At 53.8% G+C, this 18,733-nt stretch carries 14 protein-coding genes; 4 read left to right on the plus strand and 10 right to left on the minus strand.

The window, feature by feature from the left end; translation table 11 throughout:
- Positions 1-31 precede the first annotated feature (31 nt).
- The 3 genes from coaE to ACVBEF_RS07725 are packed head-to-tail and all read right to left on the minus strand — an operon-like array spanning position 32 to position 2,520.
- Complete coding sequence (coaE, locus tag ACVBEF_RS07715; protein ID WP_447123357.1) at positions 32-643, minus strand: dephospho-CoA kinase; 612 nt, start codon at positions 641-643, stop codon at positions 32-34.
- A gap of 31 nt (positions 644-674) precedes the next feature.
- Positions 675-1,574, minus strand: coding sequence for a prepilin peptidase (locus tag ACVBEF_RS07720; RefSeq protein WP_447123358.1), 900 nt, complete (start codon positions 1,572-1,574; stop codon positions 675-677).
- 40 nt (positions 1,575-1,614) lie between these two features.
- A complete protein-coding gene (locus ACVBEF_RS07725) occupies positions 1,615-2,520 on the minus strand; it encodes a LysR family transcriptional regulator (protein WP_447123359.1) in 906 nt (301 codons plus the stop codon).
- Between the two features lie 145 nt (positions 2,521-2,665).
- Between ACVBEF_RS07725 and ACVBEF_RS07730 the strand changes: the two genes are divergently transcribed.
- On the plus strand, positions 2,666-3,667 hold the full coding sequence (locus tag ACVBEF_RS07730) for a YeiH family protein (RefSeq protein WP_447123360.1): 1,002 nt from the start codon (positions 2,666-2,668) through the stop codon (positions 3,665-3,667).
- Here the strand turns inward: ACVBEF_RS07730 and ACVBEF_RS07735 are convergent.
- The 6 genes from ACVBEF_RS07735 to ACVBEF_RS07760 form a co-directional block, all read right to left on the minus strand.
- Positions 3,645-4,862 (minus strand): XylR family transcriptional regulator, encoded by a 1,218-nt coding sequence (locus ACVBEF_RS07735; protein ID WP_447123361.1) that lies wholly within the window; start codon positions 4,860-4,862, stop codon positions 3,645-3,647. The two genes, ACVBEF_RS07730 and ACVBEF_RS07735, sit on opposite strands and share 23 nt — an antisense overlap.
- 53 nt (positions 4,863-4,915) lie before the next feature.
- Positions 4,916-6,058 (minus strand): sugar ABC transporter permease, encoded by a 1,143-nt coding sequence (locus ACVBEF_RS07740; RefSeq protein ID WP_447123362.1) that lies wholly within the window; start codon positions 6,056-6,058, stop codon positions 4,916-4,918.
- 51 nt (positions 6,059-6,109) lie between these two features.
- Positions 6,110-7,642, minus strand: a complete 1,533-nt coding sequence (gene xylG, locus ACVBEF_RS07745; protein WP_447123363.1) for a D-xylose ABC transporter ATP-binding protein — start codon at positions 7,640-7,642, stop codon at positions 6,110-6,112.
- An 81-nt stretch (positions 7,643-7,723) separates the two neighbouring features.
- Positions 7,724-8,737, minus strand: coding sequence for a D-xylose ABC transporter substrate-binding protein (gene xylF, locus ACVBEF_RS07750; RefSeq protein ID WP_447123364.1), 1,014 nt, complete (start codon positions 8,735-8,737; stop codon positions 7,724-7,726).
- 57 nt (positions 8,738-8,794) lie between these two features.
- Entirely contained in the window at positions 8,795-10,579 is a 1,785-nt protein-coding gene (locus tag ACVBEF_RS07755) for an IlvD/Edd family dehydratase (protein ID WP_447123365.1), read from the minus strand.
- 32 nt (positions 10,580-10,611) lie between these two features.
- Positions 10,612-11,379 (minus strand): SDR family NAD(P)-dependent oxidoreductase, encoded by a 768-nt coding sequence (locus ACVBEF_RS07760; RefSeq protein WP_447123382.1) that lies wholly within the window; start codon positions 11,377-11,379, stop codon positions 10,612-10,614.
- 338 nt (positions 11,380-11,717) lie between these two features.
- Between ACVBEF_RS07760 and ACVBEF_RS07765 the strand changes: the two genes are divergently transcribed.
- Genes ACVBEF_RS07765 through ACVBEF_RS07775 form a run of 3 tightly spaced genes read left to right on the plus strand, consistent with a single transcriptional unit; the run spans position 11,718 to position 14,147 of the window.
- Positions 11,718-12,434 (plus strand): FadR/GntR family transcriptional regulator, encoded by a 717-nt coding sequence (locus tag ACVBEF_RS07765; protein WP_447123366.1) that lies wholly within the window; start codon positions 11,718-11,720, stop codon positions 12,432-12,434.
- Positions 12,435-12,473: 39 nt separating this feature from the next.
- A complete protein-coding gene (locus ACVBEF_RS07770; protein WP_447123367.1) occupies positions 12,474-13,229 on the plus strand; it encodes an SDR family oxidoreductase in 756 nt (251 codons plus the stop codon).
- A gap of 57 nt (positions 13,230-13,286) precedes the next feature.
- A complete protein-coding gene (locus ACVBEF_RS07775; RefSeq protein ID WP_447123368.1) occupies positions 13,287-14,147 on the plus strand; it encodes a fumarylacetoacetate hydrolase family protein in 861 nt (286 codons plus the stop codon).
- Positions 14,148-14,385: 238 nt separating this feature from the next.
- On the opposite strand, the gene ACVBEF_RS07780 is transcribed toward ACVBEF_RS07775, so the two are convergent.
- Entirely contained in the window at positions 14,386-18,264 is a 3,879-nt protein-coding gene (locus ACVBEF_RS07780) for a hypothetical protein (protein WP_447123369.1), read from the minus strand.
- Positions 18,265-18,733 lie beyond the last annotated feature (469 nt).

Here is an 18,733-nt window from a genome sequence, read left to right on the forward strand (position 1 = left end):
GGATAAATTACAAACGCTCAACCATTTTTCTTTAAAAAGGCGCTATTAATGATAGGTATAGGGCGTGTATCCGTTCCACCTGCGGCACCAAAGCCGCAATGTCGGTATCGTTCTCAATCACATCATCGGCTGCCAGCAAACGCTGCTTACGCGTAGCTTGCGTTGCCATGATGGCGCAGACTTGGGATTCGGTCATGACGTTGCGTTGCATCACGCGCCGGATCTGCGTTTGCTCTTCGCAATCAATCACCAGTACGCGGGTTACGCGCTGCTGCCAACTGCCGGACTCCACCAACAACGGGATCGCCAACATCAGATACACACCTTCTGCTTGCTCTATCGCCCGCATGGTGTCAGCCCGGATCAGAGGATGCAAGATGGCCTCAAGGCGTTGCCTGGCGGTGGGGTCGGCAAACACATATTCCCGCATTTTTTTGCGGTCCATAGCCCCGTTGGCGGCGATAAAGTCATCGCCAAATGTGCGACGGATTGCTGCGATAGCGTTGCCATCTGGCGCGGTTAACTGATGGGCGATCAGATCGGTATCGATGATGGCGACGCCGCGCTCGGCAAACAGGTTGGCAACAGTGGTTTTGCCGCTGCCGATACCGCCGGTCAGGCCGATGGTAAAGCGCTTGGGCATGATCGGTTCTGGTGATGGGGGCATGTTGGCGTTATACGGCAAAGCCGAGATACATTGCCAAAATGGAATGGCCGTACAGCAATGCCAGTAATCCGGCAGCGGCCAGATAGGGACCAAACGGCATCGGCTTGTCGCGTCCGCGACGACTGAAAACAATCAAGGCTATTCCCACCAGCGCACCCACCAGCGATGAAAACAGAATGATGAGCGGCAGCATTTTCCAACCCAGCCATGCGCCCAGCGCTGCGAGTAACTTAAAGTCGCCATAACCCATGCCTTCTTTGCCGGTTGCCAGCTTGAACAACCAAAATATCGCCCAGAGTACGAAATACCCGGCCGCAGCACCGATCACCGCCTCGCTCAATGGCACAAAAGTACCGCTCACGTTGATCAGCAGTCCGCACCACAATAAGCCCAAGGTCAAATCGTCCGGCAGCAGTTGCGTATCAGCATCAATAAACGTCATAGCGAGCAATAAGTAGACGAACACCAATGTCGCCATGCCCATTACGCCACTGCCAAACTGCCAGATCAGCATGCCCGAGAGTGCTGCTGTTACTAGCTCAACGATAGGGTAACGGGCAGAAATCGGCGTTTTGCAAGCAGCGCATTTTCCGCGCAGCACGAGATAGCTAATAACGGGAATATTCTCCAACGCGCCGATCTGATGATGGCATTGCGGACAAGCCGAGCGTGGCAGAGTCAGGTTATAGCGGTCGGTATGCGGCAAGTCCTGACCATTTTCCTGGGCCACATAATTATCCGATTCGCGCTGCATCATCTTTGGCAGGCGATGGATGACGACGTTGAGAAAGCTACCAATCAGCAATCCAAAAATCGCAGCAAATAGCGTCGGAATAAGACTCCCTGCGGGCGCAAAGAACACGCCGCCGGATGTCGCACTTAATACTGTATTCAACGTTTCACTCATTAGGGAACTCATTCATTTGCGGTAATTTTTATATTGCCAATCATATACTGGATGCGCCCCCGACCATAGGCGTAACCAGCATTTGTTCGAGCGCTACTGAGGCCTTAGTCTTGTAACGCTCTTTGTGCCGCAACAGATAAAAGGCGCGGGTTGGCAAGGCGATATTCGCTTTGACCAGCAGCCCCGCTTGCAAGTACGACGCGACGACCAGCTCCGACATGACCGTCGCAAATGGCCCCGCCATCACCGCCGAGCGGATCGCTTCATTGGACGGCAGGGTCAGCGCGATATGGACTGCCTGGAGATCAATCGCGTTGGCCTGCAATACGGACTCGAAGGCCGAGCGCGTACCGGAACCTGATTCGCGCAAAATCCACTGCGCACCCAGCAGGTCTGTGGCTTGTAAACGATTCCCCTTTGCCCATGGATGCGTCGGGGCGACAACGGCCACCATACTATCCTGCGCCACCGTTGTTGCCACGATAGCCGGTTCCTCAATGGCACCCTCAACGAAGCCCAGATCGGCAATCCCCTGCACCACAGCCTGCCCGACATTGTGGCTGTTATCGACCGTCAAACTCAGCGCGATCAGGGGGTGGGATTGATGAAACTTGACGAGCAAGGGCGGCAGCCAATAACTGGCAATCGTCTGGCTCGCCTGTATCGTCAGCGTGCCGCGCTTCAATCCGCCCAGCTCAGCCAAGGCCAATTCTGCGGCACGCGCACTGGCCAGCGTCCGGCGCGCCTCCACCAAAAAAATCTGGCCCGCCTCGCTGGTTTCGATCCCGCGTCCGACCCGGTTGAACAGGGGGACGCCGTATCTTTCTTCCAGCACTTTAATCGACGCGCTCACCGCCGACGGCGTCAGCGCCAATACCGCCGCTGCCTGCGTCAGGTGTTGCCGTTCGGCGACGGCGATAAAAATGCGTAATTGTTCGAGGGTCATTGTATTTTTCGATTCTGTTGCGCGATTCTATGATCAATTCTATTGTTCGATTTTGTTTAACGATATATCCATAATTGTAAGATGGACTTGATTATTTGTCGCCCCGATAATCGCTCTATTGAATCCATGGCATCAGGGGCAAAAAATGCATCAGGTACGCAAAATCATTCCAGGGCTGGCGTTATGCGCATTAGTGACGGCCGTGGCGTACGGCTTAGAAAGCATCGAAACCGTGCTGTTCGGCCGCGCATGGCTGGAAAGTCTGGTGCTGGCGATATTGCTTGGGACCGGAATCCGGACCTTTCGTCAGCGCGACGTGCGCTTTGAAGCCGGGATTCATTTCGGCGCAAAAATATTGCTTGAAATCGCCGTCGTATTGTTAGGCGTCTCGGTCAGCGCAAGCACCATCCTCGAACAAGGCCCGGCCCTCATTGGCGGCATCGCAGCCGTGGTGATACTGGCGATCCTGTTGAGCTATTGCATAGGCCGCGCCGCCGGACTGCCGCAAAAAATGGCGATTCTGATTGCCTGCGGTAATTCGATATGCGGCAACTCAGCCATTGCCGCCGTCGCCCCGGTGATTGCCGCCGATGGGGATGATGTCGCCGCATCTATCGCCTTCACGGCAGTACTGGGCGTCATCGTCGTCCTCTTGTTGCCATTGATGGTGCCACTGCTCTCGTTCTCAGCCATGCAGTACGGCGTCTTTGCCGGATTGACGGTGTATGCCGTGCCACAGGTCATCGCCGCGACGGCTTCGGTGGCGCTCAGTAGCGTGCAGATCGGCACCTTGGTCAAGCTAGTGCGGGTTGTGATGTTAGGCCCGGTGGTGCTGGGATTGTCCCTGATCGGGCCACGCAGCGGCGAGCGCCGGTTTTCGCTCGCGCATATGGCGCCCTGGTTTATCGTTGGTTTTTTACTGATGATGACATTGCGTTCGTGCGGGGTCATCCCGCAAGGGCTGATTGCCCCGGTGCATCACGTTGCCAATGCGTTGACCATCATGTCGATGGCCGCGCTAGGACTGGGCGTGGATGCTCGCTCGGTACTGTTGGCGGGCAAAAAGGTGGCGCTGGTAGTGGTGCTGTCCTTGCTGGTACTGGCGGGAATCAGCTTTATTTTGATCAAGTTGCTGGGGATCGCATAAAAGAGTCGGCTTGCAAGGTGCGCTCTTTATACTCACGCGGCGTACAGTCCAGCTCGCGCTTGAACACCGCATGCAGATACTGAACCGAGGTAAACCCGCAACGGACCGCGATCTCAGCGATATTGCCCGGCTCGTGCACCAGTATCGTCTTGGCGGCATCCAGTTTGCAGCGCAGGATTTCATCATGCACGCTGCGCCCGAACTCTTGTCGAAAATGCGATTCCAGCGATGAGCGCGAGATGCCGACATAGTCAGCCACCTGTTCGGTCTTGATCCCCTGACAGGCGTACTGTCGGATGAAATGCCGGGCCTGCATCACATGCGGATTGTGCAGCCCCTCATGCTGACTCGATGCCAGCACATTGATCCCGGTCGGCGGCACCAGAACGCGGGTGGCTGAGAGGCCTACACCACGCACACCATTAAGCATTTGATGCAGCAAATGCGCAGCGGTACGCCCCATCTCAGCCGACCCCTGAATCACCGAACTTAAGGAGATCCGCGTCAACATCCGGCCCAGCGGATCATTGTCGATCCCGATCAGCGCAACCTGCTCCGGCACCGCAATACCGGCGATGGTGCAGGCCTGCAGTAATTGTCGGGCGCGTGCATCGTTGACGGCAATAATCCCGACCGGCTTGGGCAGGCTGTGCAACCATTTAATCTGCTGCTCAACGGCCTCATCCCAGGACGCGGCATCGTTGCTCTGACCGCGATAAATTTCTGGCACCAGTTTGTCGCGCTGCATGAATTGGCAAAACGCTTTTTCACGCTCTTGCGCCCAGCGGTTCGCCGGTGCTTCCGGCAAACTGAAACAAGCGAAACGCACCAGCCCGGCTTCGATCAGGTGATCGTAAGCCAGCTTCATAATCTTGAAATTGTCGGACGCGACATACGGAATCTCTGGCGGATAGCAGTTCTCGTCCTCATAAGAACCACCGACCGCCACCACCGGCACGCGGCTGCGCGATAAAGCCTCGCAGATCGCGGGGTCGTCAAAATTGGCGATAATCCCGTCACCCTGCCAGCGCTCAATCCCCGGCAAGCGGCACAAAAAATCCTCTTCCAGAAACAGATTCCACGACACGCGGGTGCTACTCAGATAGCCCGCAATGCCGGTAATGATTTCACGGTCATAGATCTTGTTGCCGTTAAACAGCAGCGCAATCCGGTGCACCTTGGGACTCTTGAGCATCTTGTCATCTTCGTGGTGTGATTCTGGAGATTACTTATACTCCGCAAACACCATTAGCGTCGCCCCGCACGCGTCGTCACATCGACCCAGACTGCCAACGTCAAAATACTGCCCTTGACGATCATCTGCCAGTAAGTATCTACATCCAGCATCGACATCCCGTTATCGAGACTCGCCATGACGAGCGCGCCGATCAGCGCACCGTAGACAGTGCCAGAACCACCGCGCATAGAAGTGCCGCCAATAAAGCAGGCCGCAATCGCATCCAGTTCGCTAAACGTCCCCGCCGACGGCGACCCGGCGGCTAAGCGGGCGGTATTAATCAGACCGGCCAGCGCACACATGACCCCCATGATGCCGAATATCCATAACTTGACCGACTGCACGTTGACGCCCGATAAGCGGGTCGCCTCCATATTGCTGCCGACGGCGTAAATGCGACGGCCAAATACGGTTTGTGTGGTGATGTAGGTAAATATCCCCAGCAGCGCCAGCAACAGCAACACCGGCAGCGGAATGCCCTCATAACTGTTGAGCGTGCGTACAAAAGCGAGCAGCACCGTGCCGATCAACAGCACTCGCACCGCATCCTGCCAGAGCAGGGCAATCGCCAGCCCGTGTTTTGCGCGATTGCTGCGTTGCCGCCAGATCAAAAATACGGCCACCAAAAACAGCACAAGGGCAAACATGTTGCCTAACTGTGGGGACAAATAACCCTGCCCCAGATACACCAAATCGTTGGATACCGGTGCAATCGTCGAGCCGCCAGTGACACCCAGCAGCACCCCGCGATACGCCAGCATCCCGCCGAGACCGACAATAAAAGAGGGAATCCGCATGTAAGCGTTTAAGTAACCATTGAACAAACCGATCAACAAGCCGCATCCCAGCACCACTGCCAGATTCAACGCCAACGGCAGATGGTGCGTGACATTGAGCACCGCCGCAATCCCGCCCAACAGGCCGAGTAGCGAGCCGATCGACAAATCAATCTCGCCGCTAATAATCACCAACACCATGCCGCAGGCAAGAATGCCGGTGATCGACATTTGCCGCAGCAGGTTCGATAAATTGCGCGGTGTGAGGAAGCCGCCATCGGTTTGCCAGCTAAAGAACGACCAGATAATGACCACGGCGATCAACAGCGCCAGCATCTTATGCTGGGAAAATAATTGTTTGATACTGTTATTTTTCATACAAACATCCTGAAGATAGGGGGGACGACGGGGTCAGGGTCACACGCATACTCACGCCGCTTCGGTAGCATCCAGAGCTGCGGCCAGCAACATTTCCTGCGTCAAATCATGGTTCACAAAATTGCCGCGTAATTTGCCTTCGCCCATCACCAGCACGCGGTCGGATACGCCCAATACTTCGGCCAGTTCAGAAGACACCATGATGATGGACACGCCTTGCCGGGCCAGCTTGAACATCAGTTTGTATATTTCGTACTTGGCCCCCACGTCCACGCCCCGGGTCGGCTCATCGAGAATCAACACCTGCGGCGCGGTGAGCAACATTTTCGACAACACCGCCTTTTGCTGATTGCCCCCCGACAGACTGGTGATCGGCAGGTAAGGGCTGGCGGTCTTCAATCCGAGCCGGTCAATTTCATCCCGCACGGTGATCGCCTCCGCCTCACGGTCTATCCTGGTCTTGCGCGAGAATTGCTGTAGCACTGCCAGTGTGATGTTCTGACCGACATCAAGGTCCGGCACGATGCCGTGCTGTTTGCGATCCTCCGGCACCATCGCCAGACCAATACCAATCGACTTCAAGGGCGTACTGACATCGACTTGCTTGCCATTGAGCCAGACCTCGGCCTCATTGCGGCCCCGATACGCACCAAACAAGGCCGACACCAGTTCGGTGCGCCCTGCGCCAACCAAGCCTGCGATACCGAGAATCTCCCCTTTGCGCAAGGTAAAAGAGACATCGTCAACGCGTTTTCGGCGCGGATTGTCTACGTCGTAACAGGTGACATGGCGCGCCTCGAAGATCACCTCGCCGATCGGGTGATCTTCCCGGGGATATAAATTCTGCATTTCGCGGCCCACCATCTGCGCAATGATGCGATCGACCTGCAATTCCCGCATCGGCATGGTGGCAATATGCTGCCCGTCGCGAATGACCACGATGGTGTCGCAAATGGCGGCCACCTCATCGAGCTTGTGGGAAATATAAATGCAGGCGACACCCTTGGCCTTGAGTTCACGGATGATGTCGAGCAGCACGGCAATTTCGGAGGCCGTCAATGAGGACGACGGTTCATCCAGAATCAACAGCCGGGCTTGCTTGTTAAGCGCCTTGGCAATCTCCACCAATTGTTGATAGCCACCGCCGTAATGCATCACCGGCAGCGCCACATTGATCCCCGGAATATTCAATTCGCGCAGCAATTCTTCCGAGCGTTGATACATCGCCGGATAATTCATACGGCCACCCGGCAGGGTCAGCTCGTGGCCCATGAAGATGTTTTCAGCAACCGACAACTCCGGCACTAGCATCAACTCCTGATGGATGATGATGATCCCGAGCGCCTCCGTCTCGCGGATTGATTGCGCCTTGAGCGGCTTGCCTTCCCACAGGATTTCTCCGTCCCAGGTACCGTGCGGATAGACCCCCGAGAGGACCTTCATCAGCGTCGATTTTCCGGCACCGTTTTCACCGCACAAACCGATGCATTCGCCAGCCTTAACCTGAATGTCGATGCCGTTGAGTGCGCGCACACCGCCGAATTCTTTGACGATGCCCTTCATTTCGATTAAATAATCAGACATGCGGACTCTCGCTCACAGGATGGACGAGGGCCAAACGTAGCGTTTGGCCCAGAACAATGACACGCCCGGCGTGCAGCCGAATTAACTGCCGTTGATTTGCGCTTTGGTATAGAAGCCGTCATCCACTAACACGTTGACATTCGCCTTCGTCAGAGGGGTAGGCTTCAAGAGTATCGTTTCGACTTTTTTGAGGCCGTTTTCATACTGTGAGTTGTAAGCCGGTTTCTCATTGCGCACCAGTTGCACCGCCAGTTTGGCGGCTTCCGCAGCGATGGTTTTGAGTGGCTTATAGACCGTCATGGTCTGCGTGCCAGCGATGACGCGTTTGACTGCCGCCAGATCGGCATCCTGACCCGACACCGGTACTTTGCCGCTCAACTTTTGCGCCGCCAGTGCCTGAATCGCACCGCCAGCAGTACCGTCATTGGAGGCGACGATGGCGTCGATCTTGTTATTGTTAGCCGTCAATGCATTTTCAACGATAGACAATGCTTCAGAAGCGCTCCAATCCTTGACCCATTGGGTACCGACGATTTTGATATCGCCTTTATCAATCAGCGGCTGAAGTATTTTCATCTGACCTTCGCGCAACATCTTGGCGTTGTTGTCGGTTGGTGACCCGCCCAGCAAATAATAGTTACCTTTAGGCTGCGCCTTGACCACGCCTTCGGCCTGCATTTCGCCGACTTTCTCGTTGTCGAACGAGATATAGGCGTCGATATCCGCGTTCAGAATCAGACGGTCATAAGAGAGCACTTTGATACCGGCTTTTTTGGCTTCCTTGATCGTGTTGCTGAGCACCGTTGCATTGAAAGGCACAATCACAAGCACATCGACGCCGCGTGAAATCAAGTTTTCAATCTGAGAAATCTGGCGTGCTTCGCTGGCGTCAGCCGACTGGACATACACCTTTGCGCCCAGTTTTTCAGCCGCAGCAGTAAAGAAATCCCGGTCACGGGTCCAACGCTCAACGCGCAAATCGTCGATCGAAAAACCGATCTTTGGATGTTGTGCGTCAGCATACGCAGCACTGCTAGAAAGTGCTGCGAGTCCCAATAGCACGCTGACGACGGTAGTTTTTATAGTGGTATGCATTTTTTTGTCTCCTCTTGGATTGAACTTCTGTTGCGGTAGTGCGTAAGCCCTGAAAAGTTAATGATTGTGCCGTGGCAAAACATTGCCCACGCCGCGATACTGCACTGCCAATTCCATACAAGCCCCCGACGCCAGTTGGCCCACGGTTGCCCGGTAAATTTCCTGCCAGGGCGTCTGGCTGGGAGGAATTTCTGGCAAGCCCTCGGTCTTGCGCCGTGCCAATTCCTCGTCGCTCACCAACATATCGCAACGACCGGTATTGAGATCAACGTGGATCATGTCGCCCGTGCGCAAATAGGCCAGACCGCCGCCGACCGCGCTTTCCGGCGAGGCGTTCAGAATCGATGGGCTGTCCGAGGTACCGGACTGGCGACCATCGCCCAGCGTCGGCAGATTCGTGATGCCACGTTTGAGCAGGGCGTCCGGCGGCTGCATATTCACCACCTCTGCCGAACCGGGCCAGCCGACCGGCCCCGCGCCGCGTATCACCAAAATCGTATTTTCATCAATCCCCAGCGCCGGGTCATTGATCCGGGCGTGGTAATCGGTCGAGCCATCGAAGACCACCGCCCGGCATTCAAAAATCCCTTCTTGTCCGGGAGCGCTCAGATAGCGCTGGGCAAAATCGGGTGAAATGACGCTGGTTTTCATAATCGCAAAATCGAATAAATTACCTTTCAAGACCAGAAAGCCTGCGCGTTCTTTGAGCGGGGCGTCAAAGCGATAAATCATTTCCCGATCCGCGCTTTCCCGTTCTGCCAAATTCTCTGTCATGGTCTGTCCCGTGACGGTCGGGCGTGCGGCGCGTAGTTTGCCAGCCTTCAGTAATTCCCACATCAATGCAGGCACGCCACCGGCGCGATGAAAACGCTCGCCCAGGAATTTCCCCGCCGGTTGCATGTTCAACAGCAACGGCACGTCATAGCCATAGGTCATCCAGTCCTCAGGATGGAGTTCAACCCCGGCATGACGCGCCATCGCCATGATGTGCGGCTGCGCATTGGTCGAGCCGCCCAGCGCCGCATTGACGACGATAGCGTCCAGAAATGCGTCGCGCGTAAGAATGCTGGAAGGGCGCTGATCTTGCCAGGCCATCTCAACGATGCGCACACCGGTTGCGTAAGCAATCTGGCCGCGCTCGCGGTAGGGCGCAGGAATAGCCGCGCAACCGGTGAGCGACATGCCCAGCGCTTCGGCTAAGGCATTCATGGTCGAGGCCGTTCCCATCGTATTGCAGTGACCGGCAGACGGAGCCGAGGCGGCAGCAATTTGCAGGAATTTTTCCTCATCGATTTGGCCCGCCGACAGTTGCCGCCGTCCTTTCCAGATCGCTGCCCCCGAGCCGACCAACTCGCCGTCCAGCCAGCCGTCGAGCATCGGGCCGCCCGATAAAACGATGGCCGGAATATCGACCGTCGAAGCCGCCATGATTTGCGCCGGGGTCGTTTTGTCGCAGCCAGTGGTGAGCACGACCGCATCGATCGGATAGCCATGCAAAATTTCCACCAGCCCGAGATACGCCAGATTGCGGTCCAAGGCTGCTGTCGGGCGACGGCAATTTTCAAACACCGGATGCAAAGGAAACTCCATCGGAATCCCGCCCGCGTCCCGAATGCCGTCGCGCACCCGTTGCGCCAACTCAAGATGAATCCGATTGCAGGGACTAATATCGCTGCCGCTTTGTGCAATACCGATGATCGGGCGACCGCTGCGCAATTCTTGCGCCGTGATGCCGTAATTCATGAAGCGCTCCAGATACAGCGCCGTCATATCGATATGGTCAGGGTTTGCAAACCAATCTTGCGAACGAAAGCGGCGGGCGGGATAGTCGTTTTGTGGCATGGAGATTCCTGTTGAAAATAAACGTGGAGCAATCATGCGCCGTAAAACCCGGCATCGACAAAATAATCGCGCCCCGAACATCGCGCCGCATTGTCCGACGCCAGAAACAACGCCAGCGCTGCCACATCCTCAGGCTCAACCCGTTGATGCAGGCATTGCGCAGCCAGAATCTCCGCCTCGCCTTCAGGCGTCTGCCACAGTTCGATTTGTCTGGGCGTGCGCACCGCGCCGGGAATAATGCAATTGACGCGTATCCCATGCTCACCGAGATCCCGTGCCAAACCGCGCGTCAATCCTTCGATGCCCGCTTTGGCCGTCATGTACAGCGTCAGACTTTTCAACGCCAGATGCCAGGAGATCGATCCGAAGTTCAAAATCACCCCGCCGCCCAGCGACGCCATGCCGGGCGCGACAGCTTGCGCACAAAAAAATTGATGGCGCAGATTAACGCCCATCCGGTCGTCCCAATACGCAGCAGTGACAGCACTGACTTCGTGCCGGTCATCGTTGGCCGCATTGTTGAGCAGTATTTCGACCGGGCCGGAAATTTTTTCGATGTCGGCAAACGTTGCCGTCAGGGCTTGCAGGTCGAGTAAGTTGCAATGAAAGAATGTTGGTGGGTGCGGGGCATCGGACAGAGATTTTTCGAGCGCAATGGAGGCGGCCTCAGCTATGTCGAGAAAAAACACCTCAGCGCCTTGTCTGGCGAACGCCTCGACCAAGGCCGCGCCGATTCCGGTGCCGCCGCCGGTGATGACTACCCGTTTGTGCGCAAGGCTCGGGTAGGTTGCATAGACCATTGGATTTTTCCGGGCGGGTGCTCGCTCCAGAGGTTGATTTGAAGCGGTAACATCAGATGGCATAGGGTTCTTAAAAATGGTTGCGCGACAGGGCCAGTTTTTTTGATTTTATCTGGTGCAATGCAGCATTGTTAGCGGTCACATTTTTCATGACAAATCGTTAAATCTGCGGCTATGTTGCTCGCTGTCGGGACGTTCCACAATTATGAAATTCACCAATCTGCATCATGTTATTGATGGATTAATGTGTTGTTGTTGACGTGGCCTGACCTTCGGCATAGTCTCTATTCATTGGTCTTACCATTGAACTGGTAAGCAGAACTTTCCATTGATTATCTATGTCCTTCGCTCCCATTATTCAGACCAGCGTTTCAGAGCAAGTCGCCCAGCGCTTGCTACAAATGATCCGTACCGGCCAACTCAAACCAACCCAGCAATTACCACCCGAGCGCGAACTGGCGACCATGCTGGGCGTTGGCCGCCCTGCGGTGCGCGAGGCGATTCGGGGTTTGTCCCTGCTCGGCCTGCTGCGCATTCGTCAGGGCGAGGGCACTTTTGTCGGCTCGCTGCATCCGCGAGAACTGCTTGAGCCGCTCGAAATGATCATCGATCTCAACGCCGGTACGCTTGACGCTTTATTCGATTCACGCATCATTGTGGAGAGTGGTGTCGCAGCCCTGGCGGCTACGCACATCAGTGATGAACAGCTCATATTTCTGGCCACCACGGTCGAATACGCCAGCGCGTCGATGCACGATGCGGCAGCTTTTGCCGCCGCCGACGTCACCTTCCACGAAACCATTATTGACGCTTGCGACAATCCTTTCCTGCAAAGTATCGCTGGCAGCTTGTACGTGCTGGGTAAAAAGAGTCGGGCTATTACGGCGCGCATTCCTGCTGTGCTTGAACGCAGCATGGAAGATCATCGCAACATTCTGGCGGCACTAGAGGCGCACGACCCTGAACGCGCCGCCGAAGCGATGCGCAATCATTTGTTACGCGTGCGCAAGGGGTATCACGACGCTACGGACATCGTTGCCGTTCCTGAAATTTGATCCGCCTCATTCTTTCATTTTGTTCTAAAGGAGTCATGCATGACCAATCGTCTGGCGGGTAAAACCGCTCTCATTACCGCCGCCGCCCAAGGTATCGGACGCGCCACCGCCGAAGCTTTCCTGCGTGAAGGTGCGCGTGTGATCGCCACCGACATTAACGAAACTCTGCTAGCCGAACTGGCTGGTTTGCCCAATTGCATCGTGCGCAAACTCGATGTCACCAACAATGCAGAAATCATCGCGATTGCCGCTGAATTCGGTGCCATTGACGTGTTGTTCAATTGCGCCGGATACGTTCATCACGGCACGATTCTGGAGTGCGATGAGAAAAGCTGGAACTTCTCTTACGACCTCAACGTGGGCTCCATGTACCGCATGATTCGCGCCTTTTTGCCAGCGATGTTAGCCAATGGCGGCGGCTCGATTGTCAACATGTCGTCGGCCGCCTCCAGCATCAAGGGCGTGCCGGTACGCTTTGCTTACGGCGCGACCAAGGCCGCCGTGATCGGCCTGACCAAGTCGGTGGCTGCCGATTTTGTCGGGCAAGGCATCCGGTGCAACGCCATCTGCCCGGGCACGATTGAATCCCCATCTCTGCGTGGACGCATCGCCGAGCAGTCGCACAACAGCGGTCAGAGCGATGAGCAGGTGCGGCAAGGTTTTGTCGCCCGCCAGCCTATGGGCCGACTCGGCAAAGCAGAAGAAATTGCCGCGCTGGCCTTGTATCTGGCGTCGGATGAATCGTCGTTCACCACTGGAACCAGTCAAATTATTGACGGCGGCTGGTCCAACTAATTTCTATAAACGCAGCAATAAACGTAGCAATAACCGCAGCAATAACCGGAGCAAATTTTGAAATTATTACGTCACGGCCCCAAAGGTCAGGAAAAGCCAGCAGCGATTGACGCCAGCGGAAAAATCCGCGATTTGTCAGCCATCATTAGCGATATCAGCCCGGAAGTCTTATCCCCGGCTGGCCTGAAAAAATTGCAGGCCATCGATCTGTCGACTTTGCCAGAAGTGCCAACACCGGAGCGCTTCGGTGCGCCCTTCACGGGCCTCGGTAAGTTCATCTGCGTAGGACTCAATTACAGCGATCATGCGGCCGAATCCGGTTTGCCAGTACCGCCTGAGCCGGTGCTGTTCAATAAATGGTCTAGCTGTTTTGGTGGCCCCAACGATCCGATCGTCATGCCGAAAAATTCGGTCAAGACCGACTGGGAAGTTGAACTGGGCGTGATCATCGGCAGCAAAGCGCGTTACGTCACAGTGGAAGACGCATTGAGTCACGTTGCCGGTTATGCCGTCATCAACGACGTCTCCGAGCGCGAATACCAAATTGAGCGCAGCGGTACCTGGGATAAGGGCAAAGGCTGCGACACCTTTGGTCCGGTCGGTCCTTGGTTAGTCACAGCCGACGAAGTGGGCGACCCGCAAAAACTGTCCATGTGGCTAGACGTCAACGGCAAACGCTATCAAAACGGTAGCACCAGCACGATGGTGTTTAACGTCGCTTTTCTGGTGCACTACATCAGCCAGTTCACCACCCTGTATCCCGGCGACATTATTTCAACCGGCACGCCACCGGGCGTTGGCATGGGACAGAAACCGCCGGTGTTCCTGAAAAACGGCGATGTCATCAAACTGGGTATCGAGAAGCTGGGTGAGCAACAGCAAACGGTGCATACCTGGAACGAAGCCTTGTTGGACTAACGGCTCAGAGGGGACGGGTGTAAGGTATTAGTTCCATCCTCAGCGTCCTCTCCAGACTCACTGGCAACTCACGGCCGTGCATCGGTAGTTAGCCGCCGTTCAGACGTAGTCAGGCCTGTTGGGCTTACGCAAAACCGCCCCAGCGGCGTTGTCGAAGGGATATCTATTCGCTGGCTAATGGAGGCGGTAGCGGGTCTTCGTGTTGCGGTTTGTGCGCAGACACCAAGACCGATAAAACTTATCCCCAGGTTTTCTGCGCTTTCTCCAGTGCTTTCTTATGAAACCATGTTTGATCCTTGTAGTCTCGTCGCGTAGACGTCTGCGAATTGAGTAGCCTTAAAGATTCCTTTTCATCAGACGCGTTAATGACGTCGGCCGTAAGCTGATCCGGGGAGATATGCGTGGCTTCACCGAAGCATAAATTCACCAAATTGAACGCTAATTCTCGATTACTGTGCGCATCTTCTTCAGACATATCTTCCGTGGCAATCAATACCTCGGTCAACATGAGCAGTACTTGACGTTCATGGGTTAGCCGCATCAGGCCAGCCTCGCCCAGAAAGCGCAATGCATCCTTGTCAGGATCACGCGCCAGTATCTTTCTCTGCTGATGATTAACGTAGTGACTCGCGCTATTGGCTGGAAGTCTGTCGTGAAGATAAACAATACGCCACGGTCCACCCTTGATGAGTTTGTCCTTATTGACTGCCAGCATCTGAGCGAAGAGCCTTCCGGGAACAGCATGCGCACGCAAAATTGCCTTTAGATGCGACAGTCTGTCGAGGTTGTTAGCTTCGTTGTTAGCGTCGCTGTAATCGCCGCCGTCAATACGCACATTCTTAAGCATATTGCGTAGAAGACGAGGGTAAGGATCCACCGATTTTGTCTGATTGAGTGATGCCAGATAATCGTTCACTTGCCTGACCATCGGACTCTCACCGGCACCGTGAGAAAAGATTGCTCCCTCAGTATCAGGGGGAGCAATCGCCTCAATTTGCGCCTCCATATATCGGTTCAGAAACTGTCCGGTAGCAAATTGTTCCATCTTCGGTTCAATCAGTAACGGTGCATCTTCTGGTGAGTAATAAGCAAGCCGCTCAGGTATCCACGCATTCGTTTGCCCACTTCTTGCACCAGATTGTTGGAGGATGAGAGCCGTCAACCAAACAATCAAACCTTGATCCATCTTATTTTCATGGCCGGGATCAGCAACATGATTAAAGAATGCATGCATTAGTTCATGCCCAAAAATGCGGATGAGATGAAATTTAACTTCTGCATCTGTCAGATCGTAACTGAGTGGACTATTGGCATACGCATTATTTTGAATCATGGTGATGATTCTGTTGGTGATATCTGTCTCGGCTGCCGGACCAAAGTTAATCTCCCACGAACCTAAAAATGGCTTAATTAAATTAAATGTGCCTAGAAAAAACCAAGAATTAGTTAATGAGATAAAACCCGAAGACACATCGAAAGTCGGGCCATCAAGGTAGTGATTTTTGACCACAAAAGTGTTGTCAAATTCTGCCCTGGCATTGATCTTGGAAAAGTTTTTGATTTGACGCAAGATGTCCGATAGTTGCCCTACTCCATCAATATTTTTCAACAGACGCTGTCCGACCTCGGTGTTATGTATGGTCAGACTGCCGTCACTCGGGAAGAGTGAATAAAAACTGTTTTTGTCGGTTTTTTTTGCTAGCAATGGGCCAAAATGTGCATTTTTTTCGTCACTAAACTGCGTGTCCCACCAATACCCATTTGGTGATTTCCAAGCGGTACTGCACCGACTGTTATCAATCATTGTTATCTGAAATTTTTGGCCGCCTTGGTCCACTTCAAGATTTTCGTGCCCGCTCTCAGCCATCAGAACCAAGGAAGAAAATTGATCGGGAATATTGTGCAGATGTAGCGGACGCGATGACCAGGATAAGTTTTCATCTACGATTGGCGGCAACTTAGCCAACGTATCTGTGCAGTTTTCCCACGGGATAATTTTGCTCATGTAGACAAGACTATCTCTACTGTATTTTTCATGCGGGGTTACGCGCAAGATCGGGTCGTCGGGATCTACCCCCGGCTGAGTCTGCAACCAGTCCTGCCACGCAGAGATTGATGTTGGTATATCGCGACCCAATTCTGACTTTACATTTGCCATCAGCGAGGCGGCAATCTCCTCCGGGTCTTCGCCGCTAAATACACTGTTTTTGCAGTTGTATTTATTGAGTATTGTTTGTGCGATGGTGGCGAAAGTTTCTTTCTTTGTTTCCGGCTGTGCGTCCGGTATATCTTCCGGCTGAGCATCCTGTATATCCTCTGGCCCGGCGTAGGCAATAACACGCAATTCGTTAACGATACGGGTAACGAATTGAAGACTGATGGAATTGCCTTGTAAGCTTGCAATATTTGTATCGAGCCACGCATTGAGGGCCGAGTTTTTCTTGCGCTGTGCGTACAGCTCTGTCCAAAAAGCTTCGGCCCATGGGGCATCGATATATCGTTGTTTACTCGATGCTGCGAAGTGAGCTCCGACCATCAGATTGAAGAACGCATCAATATTTTGCGGATGCTCTGCGAGGTCTACATATTTTCCATTAGGGAAACGGGTCAGTAGTGTCTGAACTGCATGCGCCAGCGAGTCAAACCGCAGTATAGATTCGCCGGTCTGCATCCGGATGTTGTCCATCACAATCATTTTTTGCGCTTTGTTAAGCGCAGAGAAAAATGGTATCCGGAGGAGTGCTGGGTGTGCGAGCAATGCTGCAATATCCGTTTGATTCGTATTCAGAAATTGCACGCCATCGTATTGAAGTGCCTTCAATATGGTTAGCAACTCGTATTCACAGGCCCGCTGAAGTCCAATGTCCCGTTTAAGTGTTTCTCGTAACGTGGCGAGGGAAGTTTCGCCATCGCGTAGCCAGTCCTCTTCTGGTTGTTGACTAAAAGGGTATGCGCGGGCTAGCGCTAAACGATCGAAAGCTAAGGGCCGATCTGACACGCTATGAGTAAAAAAATGATCTTTGTAACCATCAAAGTAAATGGATCCACTCGGAAAATTCTCAAACCGTAATGCGGCGGTCAACGCGGCCGCTGGATTGGTGCGCAGGTTTTGCTTAAACATAGGATCGTTGATGAGATCACTCTTTAGCGCATCAGCGTACACACGGTTAAAGTTCAAAACAGAGGTCTCCTGAAAACGCGCATTAGCGAGCGCGAATGCAGCGCTACGTGTGAGATCGCCACCGGCATCTTTAAGGCTCATTTCGGCGGAAAACAAGCGCTGCGAGATATCGTTTAATGCGTGCCAGCTTTTCTCCGGATCAGAGGGTTGATTAAAGACTTTTGCTACCTTTTCGTATTGAGCCGCCGCAGCATCGAGCGTGATGTCCTGGTTCTGTGCCAAAACATGGGCGAGCGTCAGGCTATTCTTTTCGTCTGCATCCAGCGCATCCCAATCATGATCGTCTGTTGAACGTTTGAAGCGCGCAACATCAACACTGCCCGGAGTCGGAGCCGGCGGCACGATATGCTTGTCTTGTCGACGAGAGGTCCTAAGTGGAAACATGCGCGCACACGGCGGGTGAACTGACTTTTCCCAGGTGGCAGAAAATTCATATTTCAGGTATTGCGCAGTATTGCGGCGTACCGTTTTTTTCGGTTGCGATGATCGACCATTGCTTTTGCCCGGAACGCCTGGTGAGGGATGCTTGGTTGACCCATCGGCTCGGGAACGGGAAAGAGGATGCGATTGCCGCTTGCGACTATATTGATTGTCTTGTTTGCAGATAGCGGTAGTTACGGGGTTAGTCGTTGTCTGCGCGGCATTGAATACGGGCTTGGGTGACTGTTTACCATTTGTCGCGTTATACGATAGAGCCGGGGTATCGAATTTGCGTGATGATTTCTGGTGATGGCGCACTCCCTTATCAACAAGTTCGCGGCCATGATGAGATTGTTTCTTTGCCGGACTGGGTCTTGGATATTGATGAGCCGCCCTGGCATGATGATTCTTTTTGGGTGTAGGAACCGTACTGTTGGACGTGGTATTCGTCGTCGATTCCTTTCCACCTCTGACCACCTGTGCCAGTACGAAAGAAGTAACGAATTTTTCGGTCATCTTAATTGAGTTGCGTAGTTGCTTACTCAGATTGTCAGGCGTATTACTGCTGCGTACGAAATTGACATTATTACTAGCAATACTGTGCCGCTGCGCTGGGACTGGATGGCTAGTATTCATATTAGAGTGATGTCTGACTACGCCCATATTTATTTTTTCCTAAGTCCTAATCTGTTTATAAACGCTGCCCGGAATTATTCTGACCATCTGACCATCTGACCATCTGACTAAGGGTCTGATTAGTTGAAAATTGCGCGCATCATGCCAGAACAGTTCGGACTCAAGATGAACTGTCAGATACCGATAATTAATTTGAGTAATCCTTGATATTTCTAGCTAGGAGGGGAATTTTGAAAGTGCTATTTGCGTCGTAGTCGAGTTGATTTTTTCGCGCGATTGACAATAAAAAATCCCCTGCTAAAGGCAGAGGATTTTTGAGTATTCAACGATATAAGGTGGGTGATTTACT

The sequence above is a fragment of the Glaciimonas sp. GG7 genome, assembly GCF_052976905.1.